General features: G+C 68.2%; 20 protein-coding genes. 6 read left to right on the forward strand and 14 right to left on the reverse strand.

Annotated elements, in window-relative coordinates:
• Positions 1-9 precede the first annotated feature (9 nt).
• A complete protein-coding gene (locus tag ACWEWT_RS08845) occupies positions 10-2,040 on the reverse strand; it encodes a glycosyltransferase family 39 protein (protein ID WP_452557749.1) in 2,031 nt (676 codons plus the stop codon).
• Between the two features lie 343 nt (positions 2,041-2,383).
• Here ACWEWT_RS08845 and ACWEWT_RS08850 point away from each other — a divergent pair, with 343 nt between their 5' ends.
• Positions 2,384-2,614, forward strand: a complete 231-nt coding sequence (locus ACWEWT_RS08850) for a hypothetical protein (RefSeq protein WP_452558078.1) — start codon at positions 2,384-2,386, stop codon at positions 2,612-2,614.
• Between the two features lie 194 nt (positions 2,615-2,808).
• The gene (locus ACWEWT_RS08855) at positions 2,809-3,198 is read left to right on the forward strand and encodes a hypothetical protein (RefSeq protein WP_452557750.1); all 390 of its coding nucleotides are present in this window, start codon (positions 2,809-2,811) and stop codon (positions 3,196-3,198) included.
• Here ACWEWT_RS08855 and ACWEWT_RS08860 read toward each other — a convergent pair.
• From ACWEWT_RS08860 to ACWEWT_RS08875, 4 genes are all read right to left on the reverse strand, one after another.
• Positions 3,195-4,160 (reverse strand): dipeptidase, encoded by a 966-nt coding sequence (locus ACWEWT_RS08860; protein WP_452557751.1) that lies wholly within the window; start codon positions 4,158-4,160, stop codon positions 3,195-3,197. The two genes, ACWEWT_RS08855 and ACWEWT_RS08860, sit on opposite strands and share 4 nt — an antisense overlap.
• A 131-nt stretch (positions 4,161-4,291) precedes the next feature.
• Entirely contained in the window at positions 4,292-5,128 is an 837-nt protein-coding gene (locus tag ACWEWT_RS08865; RefSeq protein ID WP_452557752.1) for an SMP-30/gluconolactonase/LRE family protein, read from the reverse strand.
• A gap of 103 nt (positions 5,129-5,231) precedes the next feature.
• The gene (locus ACWEWT_RS08870; protein WP_452557753.1) at positions 5,232-5,900 is read right to left on the reverse strand and encodes an HAD family hydrolase; all 669 of its coding nucleotides are present in this window, start codon (positions 5,898-5,900) and stop codon (positions 5,232-5,234) included.
• Between the two features lie 216 nt (positions 5,901-6,116).
• Positions 6,117-6,602 carry a MarR family winged helix-turn-helix transcriptional regulator gene (locus ACWEWT_RS08875; RefSeq protein ID WP_452557754.1) on the reverse strand — a complete coding sequence of 162 codons (486 nt, stop codon included), beginning with the start codon at positions 6,600-6,602 and terminating at the stop codon, positions 6,117-6,119.
• 80 nt (positions 6,603-6,682) lie between these two features.
• Between ACWEWT_RS08875 and ACWEWT_RS08880 the strand changes: the two genes are divergently transcribed.
• Positions 6,683-7,552: an alpha/beta fold hydrolase gene (locus ACWEWT_RS08880; RefSeq protein WP_452557755.1), complete on the forward strand. Its 870-nt coding sequence runs from the start codon at positions 6,683-6,685 to the stop codon at positions 7,550-7,552.
• Between the two features lie 190 nt (positions 7,553-7,742).
• On the opposite strand, the gene ACWEWT_RS08885 is transcribed toward ACWEWT_RS08880, so the two are convergent.
• From ACWEWT_RS08885 to ACWEWT_RS08895, 3 genes are all read right to left on the reverse strand, one after another.
• Positions 7,743-8,738 carry a hypothetical protein gene (locus tag ACWEWT_RS08885; RefSeq protein WP_452557756.1) on the reverse strand — a complete coding sequence of 332 codons (996 nt, stop codon included), beginning with the start codon at positions 8,736-8,738 and terminating at the stop codon, positions 7,743-7,745.
• A 326-nt stretch (positions 8,739-9,064) separates the two neighbouring features.
• Complete coding sequence (locus tag ACWEWT_RS08890) at positions 9,065-9,454, reverse strand: DUF2511 domain-containing protein (RefSeq protein ID WP_452557757.1); 390 nt, start codon at positions 9,452-9,454, stop codon at positions 9,065-9,067.
• A gap of 79 nt (positions 9,455-9,533) precedes the next feature.
• Complete coding sequence (locus ACWEWT_RS08895) at positions 9,534-10,502, reverse strand: alpha/beta fold hydrolase (RefSeq protein WP_452557758.1); 969 nt, start codon at positions 10,500-10,502, stop codon at positions 9,534-9,536.
• 54 nt (positions 10,503-10,556) lie between these two features.
• Between ACWEWT_RS08895 and ACWEWT_RS08900 the strand changes: the two genes are divergently transcribed.
• Positions 10,557-11,405, forward strand: coding sequence for an SDR family NAD(P)-dependent oxidoreductase (locus ACWEWT_RS08900; protein WP_452557759.1), 849 nt, complete (start codon positions 10,557-10,559; stop codon positions 11,403-11,405).
• A 9-nt stretch (positions 11,406-11,414) separates the two neighbouring features.
• Here ACWEWT_RS08900 and secG read toward each other — a convergent pair whose 3' ends face one another.
• From secG to ACWEWT_RS08915, 3 genes are all read right to left on the reverse strand, one after another.
• The gene (gene secG, locus ACWEWT_RS08905; RefSeq protein WP_062995774.1) at positions 11,415-11,648 is read right to left on the reverse strand and encodes a preprotein translocase subunit SecG; all 234 of its coding nucleotides are present in this window, start codon (positions 11,646-11,648) and stop codon (positions 11,415-11,417) included.
• A gap of 143 nt (positions 11,649-11,791) precedes the next feature.
• Complete coding sequence (locus tag ACWEWT_RS08910) at positions 11,792-13,399, reverse strand: MFS transporter (RefSeq protein ID WP_452557760.1); 1,608 nt, start codon at positions 13,397-13,399, stop codon at positions 11,792-11,794.
• A gap of 148 nt (positions 13,400-13,547) precedes the next feature.
• The gene (locus ACWEWT_RS08915) at positions 13,548-14,879 is read right to left on the reverse strand and encodes an MFS transporter (RefSeq protein WP_452557761.1); all 1,332 of its coding nucleotides are present in this window, start codon (positions 14,877-14,879) and stop codon (positions 13,548-13,550) included.
• 144 nt (positions 14,880-15,023) lie between these two features.
• Between ACWEWT_RS08915 and ACWEWT_RS08920 the strand changes: the two genes are divergently transcribed.
• A complete protein-coding gene (locus tag ACWEWT_RS08920; RefSeq protein WP_452557762.1) occupies positions 15,024-15,812 on the forward strand; it encodes an META domain-containing protein in 789 nt (262 codons plus the stop codon).
• Positions 15,813-15,862: 50 nt separating this feature from the next.
• On the opposite strand, the gene ACWEWT_RS08925 is transcribed toward ACWEWT_RS08920, so the two are convergent.
• Complete coding sequence (locus tag ACWEWT_RS08925; RefSeq protein WP_452557763.1) at positions 15,863-16,405, reverse strand: type VII secretion system-associated protein; 543 nt, start codon at positions 16,403-16,405, stop codon at positions 15,863-15,865.
• A 146-nt stretch (positions 16,406-16,551) separates the two neighbouring features.
• On the opposite strand from ACWEWT_RS08925, the gene ACWEWT_RS08930 reads away from it, so the two are divergent.
• Positions 16,552-17,577 (forward strand): hypothetical protein, encoded by a 1,026-nt coding sequence (locus ACWEWT_RS08930; RefSeq protein ID WP_452557764.1) that lies wholly within the window; start codon positions 16,552-16,554, stop codon positions 17,575-17,577.
• Positions 17,578-17,662: 85 nt separating this feature from the next.
• Here ACWEWT_RS08930 and tpiA read toward each other — a convergent pair whose 3' ends face one another.
• Together tpiA and ACWEWT_RS08940 are read right to left on the reverse strand one after the other, a co-directional pair.
• Complete coding sequence (gene tpiA / locus ACWEWT_RS08935) at positions 17,663-18,448, reverse strand: triose-phosphate isomerase (protein ID WP_452557765.1); 786 nt, start codon at positions 18,446-18,448, stop codon at positions 17,663-17,665.
• The gene (locus tag ACWEWT_RS08940) at positions 18,449-19,672 is read right to left on the reverse strand and encodes a phosphoglycerate kinase (protein ID WP_452557766.1); all 1,224 of its coding nucleotides are present in this window, start codon (positions 19,670-19,672) and stop codon (positions 18,449-18,451) included.
• Positions 19,673-19,679: the final 7 nt, after the last annotated feature.

Raw genomic sequence — 19,679 nt, forward strand, 5'->3', positions numbered from 1 at the left:
CCGGTGCTGTCACTTACTCGTGGTGAGGTCGTACACGGTGACCCCGTCCACCTGGGTGGCGGTGAAGTTGTCCTGCACCCACTGGCTGATCTTCGACGCCGCGGAATCGGATCCCGACCCGGGGCCGCCGTGCCCACCACCGAGGAAATAGTGGATCGCGCCGTCGGCCACGTACTGCTGGAACTGTTCCAGCGTCGGCGACGGATCGCCGCCGCCGAAACCACCGATCGACATCACCGGGACGTCTCCGGCCAGCTGATAGCCCGCGGCGTTCATCGAACTCACGGCGGCCGCCGCCCAGGTGTAGGAACTCGCGTCTTGCTGGAGCAGCGCGGTGACGGCCGCACTGCTCTCACCGCCGGGGCCGCCACTCTGCCCCGGTACACCCGCACCGGGAGCCTGTTGTCCGCCGGGCCGACCGTCTCCACCGTCGTCGTTGTCACCTGCTCCGCCGGGCACCGTACCGCTGTCACCGGGTATCGCGCCGGACGAGCCGGAGGCGCCGTCCCGGTCCGGAACAGCTCCCGCATCGCCCGGAGCGGTACCCCTGTCGCCGGGTGCACCGCCCGCGCCTCCCGGCCCGCCGAACCCGCCCGACCCGGTGCTCGGCCCCGCCAGCACGATCGAACCCGTATGCGGCGTCGCCAGCGTGTCCACGGTGTAGGCGACCGGACCGGCCAGGCCGACGAACAACGCCGTCAGCGCCGCGGCCACCGATATCTTCCGCGGCACCGGAAACAGCACGGCAAAGGTGGCGATCACCCCGGCCACCAGCACCACCCAGCGCAGCCACGGAACGAATTCCGCGGACCGGCCCAGGAACACCCATGAGGTCGCCGCGGACAGCGCGACGGTCACCGCGAGGATCAGGCGCACCCACGGCCGGTCGCGTTCCCGCCATACCGTCACCCCACCCGCGCCGACGACCGCCGCGATCGCCGGCGCCAGCGCCACGGTGTAGTACTGGTGGAAGGTCCCGGTCATGAAGCTGAACACCACACCGGTGACCAGGCCCCACCCGCCGAACAGCAGCAGTATCGCGCGCGGCCCGTCGGTGCGGGCAGCCCGCCCACGCAGCACTGTTCCCGCGACCAGCAGGATCAGCGCCGCCGGGATCAACCAGCCGATCTGGCCTCCGATGGACACACCGAACAATCGCGCGATCCCCGCGTCGCTGCCGAATCCGCCGCCGGGACCACCACCGGAAGAGCTGAGCCGGTCGAGCCCGTTGTACCCCAGAGTCAGTTCGATGATCGAGTTGTGCTCCGAACCACCGAAATACGGCCGCGATTGCGCCGGCCACAGCTGGGCGGTGAGAATCCACCACCCCGCCGCGATCACCATCGCCGCGCCCGCCGCGACGAGCTGCGCGATCCGTGTGCCCAGCCGCGGCGGACCGGCGAACAGATAGACCAGTGCCAGCGCGGGCAGCACGAGCAGCACCTGCAACTGTTTGGCCAGGAACCCGAATCCGACGAACGCGCCACAGAGAACCAGCCAGCGCCAGCGCCCGTCCTCGACCGCTCGGGCCATCGCCCATACCGCCGCGACCATCAACAGGACGAGCAATGCGTCGGGATTGTTGAACCGGAACATGAGCGCCGCGACCGGCGTCACCGCCAGCACGAGACCGGACAGCAAACCGGCCGTAGCACCGAACGAACGGCGCACCGTCGCCCACAGCAAGGCCACTGAGGCGACGGCCATCAATACCTGCGGCGCCAGCATGCTCCAGCTACCGAACCCGAACAATCGCGCGGACAGTTCCATCGGCCACAGCGCAGCGGGGGTCTTGTCGACAGTGATGGCATTCGACCAGTCGGAGGAGCCGAAGAAGAACGCCTCCCAGGATTTCGCGCCCGATTGCACCGCGGCCGCGTAGAAGGAGTTGGCGAACCCGTTGGCGGTGAGATTCCAGAAGTAGGCCGCCGCCGTACCGACCAGCAGCACCGCGAGGCCGATCTTCTCCCAGGGCGTGTTCCGCCGGGCGGGCGCCGCCTCCGGCACAGGGGCCGGGCGGCGCGTCATCACTGTGGTCATCGCGTCACCTCCCGTACGGGGCGGCCGGCGCCGTGGGAACTGCTCGAATAGTCGGTCATGCGATCCACCATCGCTCCCGATGCTCTCCCGCCCCTGGGTGTGGGCTGGGAAGACGCTGGGAGCCGGGCGCCTCCCCGGGGGGTCGCGCCACCACGCGGCATCCGATTCGGAGTCGGGCCCCGAGCAGGCGATTTCCGGTTTGCCAGGAAGTTCGCAGGCCGTTGGCAGCCCATCTCGAGCCCGGTTGCACAGGATGGCCGAGTCGGACCGGGTTCGCCCCGGGCCGGTGGCCCGAGAGTCGGGCCACATGCCAGAGGAGGAATATCTCACAATGCCGAAGGTGATGAAGTCGAAGCTCGCGAAGGCAGCAATGGTCGGCGGTGTCGGGCTGGGGATGGTCGGCCTCGGTGCGGGCGCGGCGAGCGCACAGCCGGGCCCGGACCAGCACTGGAACCAGCCGCAGCAGAATCAGCCGCATCGGGACCAGCATCATCAGGACAACAACCGCGGACCGAACCAGCCCAATGGTCACGGCTTCTGGGTCTTCGACCGATGGGTACCGCTGCCCTGGTGATCCACTGAGGATCCGAACCGCGACCGGACCGGTCGCTGCGCCCGGCCCCGCGGATGAGTTCCGGCACGGAACCCGCTGCGGGGCCGCGTTCGTCCCGGGGAACTCTGCGCGGCCGGAACCACCCGGTTCGAATACCCGTTCTGGGCGGATTCCACTGTGCCCGTGCGGTTTATCGGGCACGATCTGGTCGTGTGATGATCAGACGAGTTCATGGAGTTGCCCTCGCGGCCGTGGCCGCCGCCGTATTCGCACCCCTCACCGCCGCGCCCGCTGTCGCGGACGCGCCGTTCACCGCACCCCAGGTCACGTTCGAAGGCACCGCACCGGGAACAGTGACCGCCACCCTGCACAACCCGAACGACCGGGGCCAGTGCTGGGCGGAGGCCGGAGTCGGCCCCGAGAACAACCACGTGTTCTTCGGCGAATCGAAACCGGAATCGCTGGCCGGCCCCGGCCTCACCGTCGAGACGTCACTGACCGGTCTCGAATCGGGATCCACGATCACCGCGCGTGGTGGCTGCGCGGACACCAGCCCGGCCGGCGGATACGAGCTGGGCGAAACGGTCACCGTCGTCGTCCCCTAGCCGGATACGGCCCGCGGCCAGGTTCCGCGGGCCACCCGGGCGAAGTTGGCGCCGAGAACCGCGTCGATCTCGTCACCGGCCCAGCCGCGCTGCGAGAGATGGGTGCCGAGAGCGACGAAGGTCTCCGGTGGCATCCATCGAATCGGCCCCCACCGGGTATACGACTCGTCGAAGAGGTGTGGCCGGGCCGCTACCTCGGCCAGGAACTCCGGACCGTCGAACGAATGGTCGGTACTCACCCCCACATGCTCGATACCGACCAATTCGACCGCGTATTCGAGATGCCGGGTCATCGCCTCCAGCGTCGGAGTATTGGGACCGAGGAAGATCCCCACCCCGGTGATCCCGATGACCCCGCCGGTTCCGGCACATGCTTTTGCCTGATCGTCGGTGATATTGCGGGGATGTTCCCAGACCGATCGCATACACGAATGGCTGTACACCATCGGCAGCGCCGAGATATCACACATATCCAGCCCGGTGCGCGCACTACAGTGCGACCCGTCCGGCACCATACCGACGGCATTCATCTCGCGCACCAGTTCGGCACCCCAGGCCGTGAGTCCCTGATCGTCGGTGTCCAGGCAACCGCTACCGGCCCGGTTCGCATGGTTGTAGCTCGGTAGCAGCGTCCGTACGCCGAGTTCCGCAAACGCTCGCAGATTGTCCAGGTCCCCGTCGAGCGGCCCGGAATCCTCCAGATCGAACGCCACGCCGATCCGTCCGGCTGTTCCGGCCGACTCGATATCGTCCACGCCCGACACCAGCGCCAGTTCCGGATGCCGGGCGATACGGGCCCGGAAATCGTCGAGCAGCGCGACCGAATCCGCGAAGCGCTGCGGGGTGTACCCCACATTCACCGAAACGAATGTGGGCCCGCGCCGGCGGAACCGCGCCAGCTCGCCGACATCCGCGCCGATCTGCAGGGGCAGGCAGGCGTGCTGATCCCAGAGCAATGTCATGACCGACCATCCTGCCCCGCCGGGCGGCACGGGCAGGTAATCCCGGCCGGGACCCACGTCGCGCCGCCCCGGCACGGGCGGTGAACGGTGGTTTCGGAAGGTCCCCGCCGATCGGTACGACCGGCGACGCGTCAGGGCCGGCCCGCGCCCGGTGCCGGCGCGGGAAAGGACACCACCCGGCCGGTGGGTCCGGGCGCTTCGGTGCCGTACTCCTGGCCGACCACGAAGAGTCTCGGACGCTCGGGGTCACGGTCCAGGGCGCAGGCGAAAGCGCCGCGGTCCGATTCGACGGTGCCGAGCACCGTTCCACCCTCGGCCACCCGCACGCAATGATGGTTGCCGACATCGGCGTACCAGACCGCGCCCTCGGTATCCAGGCAGATGCCGTCGGGATGGTCGCCGGGGGTGGGCGCCCAGACACGGCGGCCGGTGAGAGCACCCGATGCGGTGATGTCGTAGGCGGTGAGCTGTTCGGCATAGGATTCCGCGACGATCAGGGTGGCGCCGTCCGCGGTGATCGCCATGCCGTTGGGAAACGCGAGGTCGTCCGCGACCCGGCGCACCGTCCCGTCCGGCGTCACCAGCACCACGAAACCGGGTGCGAACTCGCCACCGGGGAAATCGAATCCGATGCTGTTGACGTAGGCGTTGCCCGCGCTGTCGACGACGATATCGTTCCACGGCTTATCCGTCTCGGCGGCGAGATCGGCACGAGTGACCAGGCTCCCGTCCGCTGCGCGGCACAGCAGCCGCTGCCGGGCCGAATCCACGATCAGCAACTGTCCATCGGGCAGGAAGTCGATACACATCGGGAACGAGGGCACGGAGGCGATCACCTCGGCACGGCCCGGACCGTCGACGGCGATCACCTGGTGCGCGCCCCAGTCGGAGAACCACAGCCGCCCTTCGTGCCAGCGCGGCGATTCACCGAAAACGACGCCGTCGAGCAGTACCTCTGGTGTATCCACGTGATATTCCCTTCCTTCGACGCCCGTAGTGCGGACGTGGCGGTCGTGGGAAATTCATCGGCGGACCGGCCCGCCGATCCACTCGTCGCACCGAGCGTCCGGGTCAGCCGATCCCGTAGGCGGCCAGCGCATCGAGCAGCGCGCGCGGCCGCTGCTCGACCGGCAGCGGCTCGACCAGCCCGACCGCGCAGCCGATAGCGGCCGCGGCGCCGTCGGCTTCCGCGCTGTCCCCGATCATCAGAGCCGCGCTCGGCAGGACGCCGAGCCGTTCACAGGCGAGAGCGAACAGCCGCGGATCGGGTTTCACCGCGCCTTCCCGGTAAGAGAGCACGAATTCGCGTACGTAGTCGGCGGTTCCGGCGCGTTCGAAGACGGGCCGGATATCCCAGGCGATATTGCTGATGACGGCGACCGGCAACTCGAGATCCGCCACCGTCTTCAGCGCGGCCACCGTATCGGGATAGGGAGCCCACGAACCGGCCGATATCAACTGGTCGTAGAGATAGCCGGGATTGCCGACGCCGGATCCCTCGAGCACCGCCGTATACAGCGCGCGGTGCAGCGGCGGGTCGAGATCGCGGCGGCCCCAGTCGTCGTGCAATCGCTCGGGAAGCCCGTCGGGTAGGCCGACCGGGGCGGTCATCCGCCGCATGATCTCGGCCTGGCGATCGCCGACGAGTGATTCGCCGGATCGATCGGTCAACCCGTCGAGCACCGGTTCGAAGCGGAACAGCGTGCCGGAGAAATCGAAGAGAACGCCGCGGATGGTCATGCGAGCCAGGGTACGGACGACTGGTGTTCCGGCGCCGGACGCACGGTTGCCACCTGCGCGACGCGGCCCCGGTTCGGCCCTCCGGACTCGCTGCCGGTATCACCGCGAGCTGAGCCGACCCCGCGGTGATCGCGGGCGGCCGGCGGACGGACGATCCGGGTGAGTATCGACTCCCCCGCCCGGCTGGCACGGTGAGCCCGGGACCGCGGACGGCGGTCACTCACGACGCGATGCTCGCGGGCGGCCGGAGGTGGGACGCAGGCGCGACAGGGTTCCCGGCGTCAGCCGCTGCGCGAGAATGTCCAATGCCGTGACCACCTCGGCAATATCATCGGGATCAGCGGTACCGAGCGCCGCCGCCAGCGCGGAATCGATCGTGGTGGACCGCACGAGATCCACCCGTCCGGATGCCTCGGGCGCCTGCCGGATCAGCACGCGCCGGCGATCGGCCGGATCGGGTTCGCTGACGATCGCACCCGCCTCCCGCAGCCGCGCGACGCATCCGGAGACCTGGCTCTGCGGCAGACTCGTCCGCGCCGCTATCTCGCCCACCGCACTGCCGGGGTTCTCGACGATATCGCTGGCCACGATCAGTACCGAACGCACGCTGGTGGCGTACTCGGGCAGCCCTTCGGTCGGCATGGCCTCCTCGCCGATCTTCATCAGGGTGCGCCCCAGCAGGAAAAGTTCGACTCCGTTCACACTCGGCACGCTACCGGAAAAGTATCATTCCGAATACATCTTTCTTGATGCATCTAAAAAGATGGGTTACGGTTCTCGGCATGAGCGACTTCCGAAACGGCCGGCTTCCCGTCCCCGGCGCGTCCCTGTACTACGAGATCCACGGCTCCGGCCCCCTGCTCCTCCTGCTCCAAGGCGGCGACGGCAATACCGCCCGCGGCGCCGACCTGGCCGAACGCCTCGCCTCCGACTACACCGTGGTCGTCCCCGATCGGCGCGGGCTGTCCGGCAGCACACTCGAGGATCCGGACACACCGGTTACGGTCGCCACCCACGCCGCGGACATCCATCGCCTGCTGGCCGCCCTCACCGACGAGCCCGTCCAGGTATTCGGTTCCAGTTACGGCGCACTCATCGCCCTCGCGCTGGCCGGCGATCATCCGGAGCAGGTCGGCACCCTCGTCGCCCACGACCCGGCCACGATCGGCCTCCTGCCGGCTCCGGTCCGTGCGCGTGCCGAACGCGATCTCGCCGACCTCGCCGCGGTCTACGGCAGCAAGGGGGCGCTACCCGCACTCCGGAAGCTCGCCGAACTCGTACACGCGGATTTCTCCGATACGGAACCGGGCATCGCCCCACCCGCACCGCGCGGGCCCGGCGACCTGGACGATCTGAACTTCTTCCTGAGCCGGGATCTCCCCGAGATACGGTCGTCGAAGCTCGGCGCCGAGCACATCACCGCGCTCGCCACGACTTCTGTCCGCATCGTGCCCGCCGCCGGTCGCGGATCCCGGACGATCTGGAACTACGATTGCGCCCGGGCGCTGGCGGCCCTACTGGGCCGGGAGATCACCCAGTTCCCGGGCGGCCACAGCCTTTCCACCCATCCGGCCGCCTTCACCACGCGACTCCGCGAGGTCCTGCAACGCGACGAACCCGCACCGGCCGCGGTTCCCGCTCGCAACGGCTGATCGCGTCACCGTCGGCACCGGTCGCACGCAGTAGCGTGATCTCGGGAACTCCCGCCGCCGCGGCATTGTCGTCGATCACGTACGCCTTTCCGTCGTCCGCGAGGAAAACCACCTGCTCGCCGGGCCGGCATTCCAGCTCACTCCGATCGACGGCCGGCAGCTCGCGCGCGACATCGGGACAGCGGCCGGGTCAAGCGGTAGTCGGGGGCCCGGCCGTACGCTCGCCCAATCGCTGGATCACAGCATCCGCGAAATCGGCGACCGGAACCACCGTCCGGCCGTCGTCGTTCACATCCAGGTGCCGTAGTCCATCCCGGAAGTCCTGATCCCAGAAGGGATAGACACTCAGCTCGACCTGCTCGTCGCCGGAGCGCAGCTGCACGAAGGACGGCTGGAGGTCGGTCGAGCCCCCGTGCAATCGCCCGTGGTTGATCCGCGCGGCATGACGTAGACCTGCGTCCATATTGTCTTTGGCAATATCGACCGGAGACCCACTGGCCGACAGCGGTCCCAGCGCGTTCTCCAACCTGGACAGGAATTTGGACCGTACGCCGATAGCCAGATCATCACCCGCGTTCAATCTCACGTGGCGCGCCGACTGCAATGCCTCGCCGAGCCACTGTGGGAGCGCGGGCGTTTCCCGGGCGTCGAACGAAATCTCTCTGGTCCACCCGCCCGGGTCATCCACCAGCATTCGGTGGTCGAGCCGACCGAATACCTGATCGTCGAGCACCTCAGCGGGCGGAGCGCTGTCGCCTCGGTCGAAGATCCGGACTCGCAGCACCCGATCACCACGTTCACCCGTGGTCTCCAACACGATGCGGGGATCCCCGCCGGTCGATCGGGCCGAATACGCAGTCGCATCGCTCAGGGTCAATCCGATATCGTCGCGCCGTCCGGCCGGCCAATCGGGCAGCTGCCGATCGAGCCAATCCCACACCCGAGCGGTACCTTCCGCATCGGCTCGGCGCACACTCACCTCCGGAGCGACACGTGCGAGGTCCCGCGTCGCGGCGGCAATCAATCGTTCCCCCTGATCACCGGCGCGTTCGCCGGCAGATGCGCCGAACTCGGCCTGATCGGCGTGCCGGTGGAGCAACTCGGACTCCCCGCTCGAACGCAGGCCCGTCAGACCGATCAATTTGTCACGAAACCTGCGGAACAGCTCATCTCCTCCCCATTTCACCGGTCATCACCCGCATCGAGCGCCACCGCGCCCAGCCGACCGACCGAAAGACCCGCGGACGGCGGACAGGTGCCGGGGCGTGACATCACCGTACGAGAGCCGAACGACGTATTGCCCCCACGAAATCCCACTGTTTCAGAGTAGGAGACGGCCGGTGTACCAGCCATAGCCCAGACGTGTGAGTTACCACCGACCTACTCGACCACCTTCATGGCCGGGCGGCACGAAGCCCTGCACACGACACCTGTTCGGCCACCGCGATCCCGCGAAACCCACCGGGCCGGACAAGAGGCTACAACCCGTACACGGAGTGCCCCCTCAGCCTCCTACCCGGCGAATCGGCACAACCCGAGTGCCGTACTGCGCAGGGCGCCGAGACTGATCGCGTCGCCGTCGGCACCGGTTGCACGCAGTGGCGTGATCTCGGGAACTCCCGCCGCCGCGGCATTGTCGTCGAGCGCGTACGACTTCCCGTCGTCCGCGAGGAAAACCACCTGCTGGCCGGGCCGGCATTCCAGTTCGCCCCGATCGACGGTCAGCGGCCACAGGAAACCGAAATTCTCACTCGCGACCGTTTGTCGCGCGGAGGTGGGCGTGGGCAACGGTATCGGGCTCGGATGAGCGGGGTCTTCCGGTCCCGACCCGCCACCGCACGCGGCGGCCGAAACGACGGCACACAGGGCGATCGTCACGAAATACGCAGAAACCCTGGACAACACGGCGGACCCCCCGGACTCGGTGCGCGGGACGGATACCCCGCGCACCGAAGTTACCCGATCGGCGATCCGATAGCCGTCACTTTGTGGTGAGCTCCCCGAGGGCGCCCAGCAGGAAACCGTTCACGGCCTCCGTCGCCTCCAGTTGCACCAGGTGACCGGCGCCGGGGACCCGTTGGACGGCACGCAGATCCGGAAGCGACGCCCGCATCGTGGCGAGCGGATCGCGGCCGCTGAAACCTTCCATATCGGGATCGTTCTCGCCGTAGACGAAGTACACCGGCACCGTGGGTACCGCCTCGGCCCAGTCGGCCGTGAGTTCCCAGTTGCGGTCGATCGCGCGGTACCAGTTCAGGCCACCGGTGAAACCGGCGCTCTCGAAATCAGTGGCCAGCGTGTCGAATTCGGCCTCCGACAGCCAGGGCCAGGGCAGTTCCGGAGCCACCGGGAGGGCGTCGATGTAGCGGGTTCCCGGCGGGTTCTGCCAGACGTCGAGGTAGTGGAAATCGCCGCTCAACGCGTAGTAGACGCGGGAGAGGAACTCCCGCGGCCGCTCGGCCAGATGTGCGTCGGCGACACCGGGTTCCTGGAAGTACTGCAGATGCAGGAAATGCCGCTCGGCCATCTTTCCCCAGTAGTACCCGGGTGGTTTCGGGGCGCGTGGCGCGAAGGGATTGTTCAGGATCACCAGTCCGCGTACCCGCTCCGGCGCGCGTAGCGCGAGCTCCCACAGCAGCGCCGCGCCGAAATCGACACCCACGAAAACAGCCTGGTCGGCGTCGATATCGTCGAGCAGCGCGAGCAGATCGCCCACCACGGCCTCGTTGGTGTAGTCGTCGATCGATTCCGGTGCCCCGGTCCGGCCGGCACCGCGCAGGTCGGGGGCGATCGCCCGGTACCCGGCGGCGCCGGCCGCGGCGAGCTGGCGATGCCAGACATACCAGGTGTGTGGGAATCCGTGGCAGAAGATCACCGGGTGACCCCGGCCCTGTTCGGCTACGTGCATCCGCACGCCGCCGGTGTCGACGAACCGGTGTGTCGGCTCCACCGCACCTCCCGAATACTAGAACGCGTTACAGTTTCACGGTAACGTCCCGGGACTGTGAGCGGAACACCACACCCCCTGAAGAACCGCATCGCGGTGGTCACCGGCGCGAGTCGCGGTATCGGTAAAGGTATCGCGCTGGAGCTGGGCGCCGCCGGTGCGACCGTCTACGTGACCGGACGATCGGACAAGCCGGGCAGGCTCCCGGGCACCGTGGCCGAAACGGCCGCGCGGATCGACGAACTCGGCGGCACCGGCGTCCCCGTCGTCTGCGATCACGGTGACGACGATGCCGTCGCCGCTCTCTTCGAGCGGATCCGCGCCGACCACGACCGGCTCGATATCCTGGTCAACAACGTCTACAACTCCCCCGCCGCCGCCCGCTGGCTCGGCCGCAAATTCTGGGAGGTCCCGCCGAAGGCCTGGGACGAAACCTTCGAGATCGGCGTCCGGTCGCACTATGTGGCCGCCGTGTACGCCGCGCCGCTGCTGTCGAAGGGTGACGGGTTGCTCGTCAACGTCTCCTCACCCGGCTCCCGGCGGTATATGCACAATGCGGTGTACGGGGTCGCCAAAACCGCGCTCGACCGGATGACCGCGGATTTCGCCCACGATCTGGCCGATACCGAGGTCACCGCGGTCTCGATCTGGCCGGGGATCGTGGACACCGAACTCCTGCAGATGGCGCCCGCCGACGCGGAGGGCAACCGCGTGGTGACACTGCCCGGGGAAGGCAGCTTCGACCTGAATCAGGCGGAGAGCCCCCGGTTCGCGGGCCGGGCGGTGGTGGCGCTCGCCACCGACCCCGAACGCCGGAAGCGGTCCGGACAGGCCTGGAAGGTCGCCGATCTGGCCGGCGACTACGGATTCACCGATGTGGACGGGCGGGTCCCCCGCCACGACTGATCCGCCGGATCAGGCGAACTTGATCTCCAGCCCGATCCCCAGGATCGCGATGAACCAGACCAGGCCGGTGAAGATGGTGATGCGGTTGAGGTTCTTCTCGGCAACGGTCGACCCGGACAGGCTCGACTGCATCCCACCACCGAACAGGCTGGACAGACCCCCGCCCTTGGCCCGGTGCAGCAGCACCAGCAGCACCAGCAGCAGGCTGGTGACGATCAGGAGGATATCCAGGAACATCCGCATGCCGGACAGTCTAGAGGGTGGACCCGGACGAAACGTATTCGCAGTCCCCGCACGACCCGCAACCAGGCCGTGGCGCCCCGTCGTGCCCCCGTAACGGCCGGCGCACGGCCCCGGCACAACCGGAGCGAATGCGGACGTACCCGCTAGGCCCGCGGTTCCACCGATACCAGGTGGGTGAGCGTCTCGTCGTGCGCGAATTCCGATACCGCCCGCTCACGCATCAGATCCTGGGCGGTCAGCCGCACCTTGTGCTGCTGCATATGTTCCGACCAGGAGCGCACCACGAACGCCTCGACATAGCGGTCGGTACTGCCCACATCGCGGTACACCCGCCATTCCATCGCCCCGGTCCGCTGCCGTGAGCGACCCACGAAGCTCATTGCCGCGAGGAATTCCGGCACCTTGTCCGGGGGCACGTCGTAGTCCTTGAGAACCAGTACCGGGCCGTCGTCGGGGTCGGGTTCGACGACGAGCTGTGGTTCCGGCCAGTACGCGTGCGGTGTCAGATCGAAGCCGGGCGCGAACTGCCGCAGCGGCAGCCAGATGGTGCTCAGTGCGCATACGCCCAGACCGGCCGCCGCCACCAGGAGCGCGGTGACCGCGCCGTAGGCCCCCGCGACCAGCCCCCACACCACCGATCCGATCGCCTGTCCGGCCATGAAAACCAGCAGGTACACCGACAGTCCACGGGCCCGTACCCAGCCGGGGAGCAGCAATTGCATGGTGGCGTTCATGGTGGACAGGGTCAGCAGCCACGACGCGCCCGCGAAGACCAGCAGGAGCAGGACCAGCGCCTCCACCCGCAGCAGCGCGGTGCCGCAGCAGGCGGTACCGAACACCACCGCCGCCACCGCCACCTGCTGAGTCGGAGTGAGCAGCGCGCGCACCCGAGCCAGGCCGAGCGCACCGAGTACCGCGCCCACCCCGAGCGCGCCGAGCATCAGGCCGTACCCCGAGGAGCCGAGCCCCAGCTGGTTGCGGGCGATCACGGGCAGCAGCGACCACAGCGCGCTCGCCGGTGCCACGAACAGGGCAGTGCGCAGCAGGACGCGCCGGATCGCGGGCGCGGATTTGATGAAGCGGGTCCCCGCCTGCAGTGCCGCGAGCGGGCGTTCACTGGGCAGTTCCCGGGTCACTCGCGGCCGCCGCCAGAGCAGCAGGGCCCCGACGATTGCGGCGAACGAGACGGCATTGAGCGCGAATACCAGCGCGGGACCCGAGAGGGCCACGAGTACACCGGCGATAGCGGGCCCCACCGCGCGGCCGATATTCATATTCATACTGCCGAGCGCGGCGGCGGAAGGAATCTGGTCCCGGGGCACCAGCTCGGGTTGGATGGCCTGCCAGGCCGGTCCGACCAGCGCTTGGCCGCAGCCGAGCAGGAACAGCAGGGTGAGCAGGACCGAGGGGGTGGTGTGCCCGGCGGCGGTGGATACCGCCAGGGTGATCGCCAGGACCGCCATCGTGGATTGGGCTCCGAGCAGCAGGCGCCGGCGGTCGAGTAGATCGGCCAGCACGCCGGACGGGATGGCCAGGATCATCACCGGCAGCGTCGTCGCGGTCTGGACGAAGGAGACCAGCGCGGCGGCATTCGGTTCGTCGACCAGCACCCATTGCGCCCCGACCATCTGCATCCAGGTACCCAGATTGGAAACCAGCTGCGCGATCCACAACGCACGATAGACCCGCGACCGCAACGGCGCCCAAGTGGAAACAGGTTTCGATACGGCTGTGGTCACTCGGGACAGCATAGCCTCGCGCTCTGACCGGTCCGCCGCCCGAAGGGGCCCGTGACCGGTTCCCGGCAGGCCACGGACCGGGCGCATCGTGGCCCCGCGACAACACCCGCGGCGCCACGAGCGGGCGATCCGCACAGTGGCGCTGCGGCGAACCTTACGATCAGGCGGTGAGCCGGTCGTCTTCGCTGATGAAGAGCGTGGCGATCACGCTCACCACCGCGGTGGCCACCAGGTATCCGCAGGCCAGCCACGGCGTCGAACCACCCGCCGCGATCAGAGCGGTGACGATCATCGGGGTGAGGCCCGACGCGTAGATTCCGGAGAACTGGTAGACGAACGACAGGCCGGTGTAGCGCACCTCGGCCGGGAACAGTCCCGCGTACAACGTGCCCTGCGCGCCGTAGAACAGCGCATGCGCCACACCGAACACCGCGAGGATCGCGAGCGCGAAGACCACGATGTTCCCGGTTTCGAAAAGCGCGAACACCGGATACACCAGCAGCCCGTAGGCGGCGATACCGGCGATGTAGACCCGGCGCGGCCCGTATCGGTCGGCGAGCAGACCCGAGACCGGGATGAGCGCCGCCATCACCAGTGCGGCGACGGTAACCGCCACCAGCACCGGAACTTGCTCGAAACCGAGCTGCCCGGTGGCGAAGGTGATCGCGAAAACGCCCCACGTGTTGAATGCCGCGCCCTCGCCCCAGCGCGAGAGCAGCCCGAGCACGGTGTTGCGCCGGGACCGCACGTTACGGAACAGCTCGACCACGGGCACTTTCGATATCCGGTTGAGCCGGTTCACCTCTTGGAACGCGGGGGTTTCGTCGATCTCGAGTCGGACGACCAACCCGATCACCACCAGCACCAGGCTGGCGCCGAACGCGATCCGCCATCCGTAGTCGAGGAACGCCGCTTCGCTCAGCGTCGTCCGCAGCAGCGCGAACACACCGGTGCCCAGGGCGAGCCCGAGCGCCAGACCGACCTGCGGGTAGCTGCCGAACAATCCCACCTTCTTACGTGGGCTGTGTTCGACGGCCAGCAGCACCGCACCGGCCCATTCACCGCCGAGCGCGAACCCCTGCAGCATGCGCAGCAGCAGGAGCAGGATCGGCGCCGCGACACCGATCGCGGCGGCGGTGGGCAGGACACCCATCAGGGCAGTGGAAACACCCATGATCGCCATGGTCAGCGCCAGTGTTCGCTTCCGGCCGATCCGGTCACCGATATGCCCGAAGACCAGGCCGCCGATCGGCCGCATCACGAAACCGACCGCGAAGGTCGCGAACGACAGCATGGTTCCGACGAACGCACTGTTGTTCGGGAAGAAGAGCTTGTCGAACACCAGGCTCGCCGCGGTGGCGTAGAGGAAGAAGTCGTACCACTCGACGGTGGTGCCGATCAGGCTCGCCGCGACCGCTTTCCGGGTATCGGCGGCGGCGAGCCCACCCTCGGCCGTACGGGTGGGCGCAGGCCCCGTTTCCAGTAGTGACATCGTGTTCCCTTCGCTCCCGCATCGACGCCGAGCGAGGATATGGGGACAACAGCCCAGGTAGGAAGCGTTGTAATCAACGAGATTCGAGCGACGGGCGGGTCGGGCCGCACCAGTCGTGGCGACCTGCCGGGTAGCATCGCCGTCATGCCGGGACGAGCGCTCCGATTCGGTGCGGCGATATCGCTGCTCCTGCTGGCCGCGACAGCATGCTCGCACAACGAGCCGGCGCCGCCCGAACCCACTCCGATGGGCCGTACCTATATATCCACCGAGGTCACGGGTACGCCCATCCCCGGCGGCGGTCCGCTCACTCTGACGTTCGCCGACGACCGGATCTCGGCGGCGGCCGGATGCAACACCCACAGTGGTGCGGTGGATCTGCGCGACAACGTCCTGCACGTCTCCGACCTCGCCAGTACCCTCGTCGGCTGTCCGGGCGATCGCGCCGGATCCGATGCCTGGATCGGCGATCTGCTGCGCGCCGATCCCACCTGGCAGCTCGATCGGGATCGGCTGACCCTGACCGGCAAGGAGACGACGGTTGTACTGGTGGACAAGAAAGCGCTCCGACCGGACCGCCCGATCCGCGGTACGGAATGGGTGGTGACCACCCTGCTCACCCCTGACGCGCAGATCTCCTCGGTGACCGTCGACCAGGTACGGCCCACCCTCACCATCGGCGCCGACGATGCACTCACCGGCTTCGCCGGCTGCAACCGACTCTCCGGCCGCGCCGTGGTCACCGAGACAACACCCGGGGCCGATATCGCCTTCACCGCCGCCACCACGCGGATGATGTGCGCGCCGGAGATCATGGAAGTCGAACAGGCGGTCCTGGCCACCCTGGACGGTACCGCGCAGGCCACAGTCGACGCCGATACCCTGACCCTGCGCAACCCGAACGGTCACGGCCTGACGCTACGCGCGCAGTAACAACACTCGATCCACTCGGATGCCGGGCGACGGGGCCCACCGAGCGGTTGTTACCGGTTCTCCTCGTCGACCGGCGCCGAACTCAGCGCCGCGGCGTGCAACCGCAGCGGCGCCGCGCCTGCCGGGTTGAACAGGACATCCATACCGGGCGGGATCGCGGCCGGGAGATCCCGGCCCTGGATCGGCAGCCACCGGTCGACATCGATACGGTCCTTCTGCAGTTCGGCGGTGGCGACGACGACGCACGCTGTCTTGTCGGGGGCCCTGCCCGGCAGCGGGTGACCGGACTCGTCGCAGCCGATCTCCACCACCGACTCCCGTAGCATCCGCAGCAGATCGGTACCGAGCGGTTCGCCGGCCGCGATCCGGCGTAGCACGGCATCGAGCGGGTCCGTCGGCACGTCCGGTCCGCTGGGACGGTAGTGCGGGTTCGGCCGGAACGGTCCGGGACGCCCGTCCGCGCGCAACTCCCACCCGCCCACCACGGCCCCCACCGGCGGCGGGCCGGACAGGACGGTACCGTCCCACCCGGGGTCGATCAGGACGAACCAGTTGTTGTCATGCGCGACTGCCTCCGGTGGTATCTCACCCACGGGTATACGTCCTCGGATCTCGTTGTATGCCGGCCCTGCCCCACCACCACAGCAACCCCACGCGAGTGGCGGACCCCTTACAGGCCAACAAAATTGGCAAATTCTAGCATTTCACTTCCTGGGTGGGAACCCCTCATAATCGACGCATGAACGGGCCGCACGACAGGCCGATCCCCAGCCTCAGGGCGGCCGCGACGATGCGGGAGGCGGCCGAAGCGATCGCCCGCGCCACCGAGAAGGAGATCCGGGGGCTCCACGAGCGGTACACGTCCTACAGCGGAACAGTGCGCAATGCCGGATCGGGTCTGGAGAACGCGGCCACGCCGGGTCCCTCTCTCTCCCAGATCGTTTCGGATCCGGGTTCGCGTGGACCGTGGCTGATCGGGTGGGACGGGCGATACCGGCATTTCACCTTCGAATCCCGTCAGATCCGCAGTATGCCGCTCGTGGATCACACCGGGCGGGTCATCGGGGTCTCTTTCCCGACCAGAGTCACCGGCCAGTCCAAACCCGACCGCGAGCACTACGCCGCATGGTCGCGGATGCCCGACCGGCGCAGCGATACCGAATTCGTCCCCGAGGCCCGGAGAGCAAGTGGGCGGAACCGGGAGAGCTGGGAAGAACTCGGACCCCCGGTCCGTGCCCCCTGGGCCGACAGCGCGCGCGACGGGCTGCTCTATGTCCACGCCCACGCGACCCGACGCGGTTTCGAGATCGAAGCCAATGTCGGAACCGACGACGCCCCGGACTGGCGGATACTGCTCGCTCCCGGCCGCTTCTTCGGACATGTCCTGGCCGCGAACCGGCACTTCCGGGAGGCTTCCCTGGCCTCGCCCCGCCGGCCGGCGCTGATGCTGGCCTGCGATGCCGGAAATCCCGAATACGGGCACGCGGCGCAGGCCGCGGAGGTACTGCACGACGCGGGCATGCGCCACGATGTCTACGCGACGGTCGGGGTCAACCGGGCACGGGTGATCGAAGAGGACGGCGTGTCATGGCTCGGCGTGGAGGTGCCGGACGGCACTTCGCCCACCGACGCCGTGGTCACCATCCGCGCACCCGACGAGGCTGTATCGGCGGCGGCCGAGCACGATCCGCCCCTCTCCTCGGTGGTCGCCGTGCCCGCCGAATTGCGCGAGGGGACCCGGGTACTACCGGCGAACCCGAGCTGATATCGAACGACCGTCCCACGCGCGCGGGAGCAGACGACGAGGCCCGCCGGTCGGAAACCGGCGGGCCTCGTCGAGGATCGATCGATCAGGGCAGTGGTCCACCCGCCGCGATGGCGGACAGGGTGGCGAATTCGTCGCCCTTGAGCGACGCCCCGCCCACCAGGGCCCCGTCGATATCGGTCTGCTTGCTCAGCTCGCCGACATTCTTCGCGTTCACCGAGCCGCCGTAGAGCACGCGAACGGTCTCGGCGACCTGCGCGCCGGCCAGCTGCACCAGTTCGCCGCGGATCGCACCGCACACCTCCTGCGCGTCGGCAGGTGTCGCGACTTTGCCGGTACCGATCGCCCAGACGGGTTCGTAGGCGATCACCACCTTCGCGATCTCCTCGGCGGACAGGCCCTTCAGCGAACCCCGCAACTGTTCGAGGTTGTACTCGACATGGGTACCCGCGTCGCGCACGTTCAGCCCCTCACCGATGCAGACGATCGGTGTGATGTCGTGCTTCAGTGCCTGCTTGGCCTTCGCCAGCACGGTGGCGTCGTCCTCGTTGTGGTACTGGCGGCGCTCGGAATGCCCGACCACCGCGAACGCGCAACCCAGCTTCGCCAGCATGGCCGCGCTGATCTCACCGGTGTAGGCGCCCGATTCGTGCACCGATACATCTTGCGCACCGTAGGTGACGCGGAGTTTGTCGCCCTCGACCAGCGTCTGCACACTGCGGATATCGACGAACGGCGGGATCACCGTGACATCGACCTTGTCGAAGTACTTGTCGGGCAGCGCGAACGCGATCTTCTGCACCAGGGCGATGGCCTCGAGGTGATTGAGGTTCATCTTCCAGTTGCCCGCGATCAGCGGTTTCCGGGCCATCTATGCGCCCTCCGCTTCCTCGAGCACGCTGATACCGGGCAGCGTCTTCCCTTCCAGGTACTCCAGCGAGGCACCGCCGCCGGTGGAGATATGCGAGAAATCGCTCTCCGGGATACCGAGCGCCCGCACGGCCGCGGCGGAATCGCCGCCACCGACCACGGTGAACGCGCCCTTGCCGGTGGCCGTGGCAATGGCCTCGGCGACCCCGCGGGTTCCGGCCGCGAACTTCTCGAACTCGAACACGCCCATCGGGCCGTTCCAGAACACGGTGCGCGCCTCGGTGAGCAACACCGCGAAACGCTCCACCGATTCGGGGCCGATGTCCAGGCCCAGCCAGCCGTCCGGGATCTCGTGCGCCGGAACGACCTTCGACTCCGCGTCGGCGGAGAAGGAATCGGCGACCACGATATCGCGCGGCAGATGGATGACATCGGCGTAGCGATCCAGCAAACCCTTGCAGGTATCGATCATCTCCTCCTGCAAGAGCGAGGAGCCGACCGAAAGCCCTTCGGCGGCAAGGAAGGTGAAGCACATGCCGCCACCGATGACCAGGGTGTCGACCTTGGGGGCCAACGCCTCGATCACGGCCAGCTTGTCCGACACCTTGGACCCGCCCAGCACCACCGCGTACGGGCGGTCGGTGGATTCGGTGAGCTTGGCCAGCACCTCGGCCTCCGCCGCGACGAGCGTGCCCGCGTAGTGCGGCAGCAGTTTCGCCACGTCGTACACCGAGGCCTGCTTGCGATGCACCACACCGAACCCGTCGGAGACGAACGCGCCGTCGTCACCGACCAGTTCCACCAGCGCGGCGGCCAGTTTCGCGCGCTCGGCGTCGTCCTTGCCGGTCTCCCGCGGATCGAAGCGGATGTTCTCCAACAGCAGCACATCACCGTCGGTCAGGCCCTCGGACCGCGCCAGCGCGTCCTGACCCACCACATCACCGGCGAGCTGCACATTGCGGCCCAGTTCGGCGGCGAGCCGGGTCGCCACCGGAGCCAGTGACAGGGCCGGGTCCGGGGCGCCCTTCGGACGACCGAGATGCGCGGTGACGACCACCTTCGCACCGGCTTCCACCAGCGCCCGGATGGTCGGCACCGATGCCACGATCCGGCCCGGATCGGTGATCTGCCCGTTGTCCAGCGGAACGTTGAGGTCGGAGCGCACCAGCACCCCGCGCCCCTCGACGCCCTCGGCGAGGAGATCTTCCAGAGTTTTGACAGTCACGCCGTTC

Source organism: Nocardia sp. NPDC003963 (genome assembly GCF_053605105.1).

Coding starts and splice junctions, on each gene's coding strand:
- secG (WP_062995774.1), bottom strand. CDS start 11,648: ATGCGGATGTTCCTGGATATCCTCCTGATCGTCACCAGCCTGCTGCTG.
- ACWEWT_RS08850 (WP_452558078.1), top strand. CDS start 2,384: ATGAAGTCGAAGCTCGCGAAGGCAGCAATGGTCGGCGGTGTCGGGCTG.
- ACWEWT_RS08915 (WP_452557761.1), bottom strand. CDS start 14,879: ATGTCACTACTGGAAACGGGGCCTGCGCCCACCCGTACGGCCGAGGGT.
- ACWEWT_RS08855 (WP_452557750.1), top strand. CDS start 2,809: ATGATCAGACGAGTTCATGGAGTTGCCCTCGCGGCCGTGGCCGCCGCC.
- ACWEWT_RS08870 (WP_452557753.1), bottom strand. CDS start 5,900: ATGACCATCCGCGGCGTTCTCTTCGATTTCTCCGGCACGCTGTTCCGC.
- ACWEWT_RS08880 (WP_452557755.1), top strand. CDS start 6,683: ATGAGCGACTTCCGAAACGGCCGGCTTCCCGTCCCCGGCGCGTCCCTG.
- ACWEWT_RS08930 (WP_452557764.1), top strand. CDS start 16,552: ATGAACGGGCCGCACGACAGGCCGATCCCCAGCCTCAGGGCGGCCGCG.
- tpiA (WP_452557765.1), bottom strand. CDS start 18,448: ATGGCCCGGAAACCGCTGATCGCGGGCAACTGGAAGATGAACCTCAAT.
- ACWEWT_RS08860 (WP_452557751.1), bottom strand. CDS start 4,160: ATGACATTGCTCTGGGATCAGCACGCCTGCCTGCCCCTGCAGATCGGC.
- ACWEWT_RS08845 (WP_452557749.1), bottom strand. CDS start 2,040: ATGACCACAGTGATGACGCGCCGCCCGGCCCCTGTGCCGGAGGCGGCG.
- ACWEWT_RS08910 (WP_452557760.1), bottom strand. CDS start 13,399: ATGCTGTCCCGAGTGACCACAGCCGTATCGAAACCTGTTTCCACTTGG.
- ACWEWT_RS08920 (WP_452557762.1), top strand. CDS start 15,024: ATGCCGGGACGAGCGCTCCGATTCGGTGCGGCGATATCGCTGCTCCTG.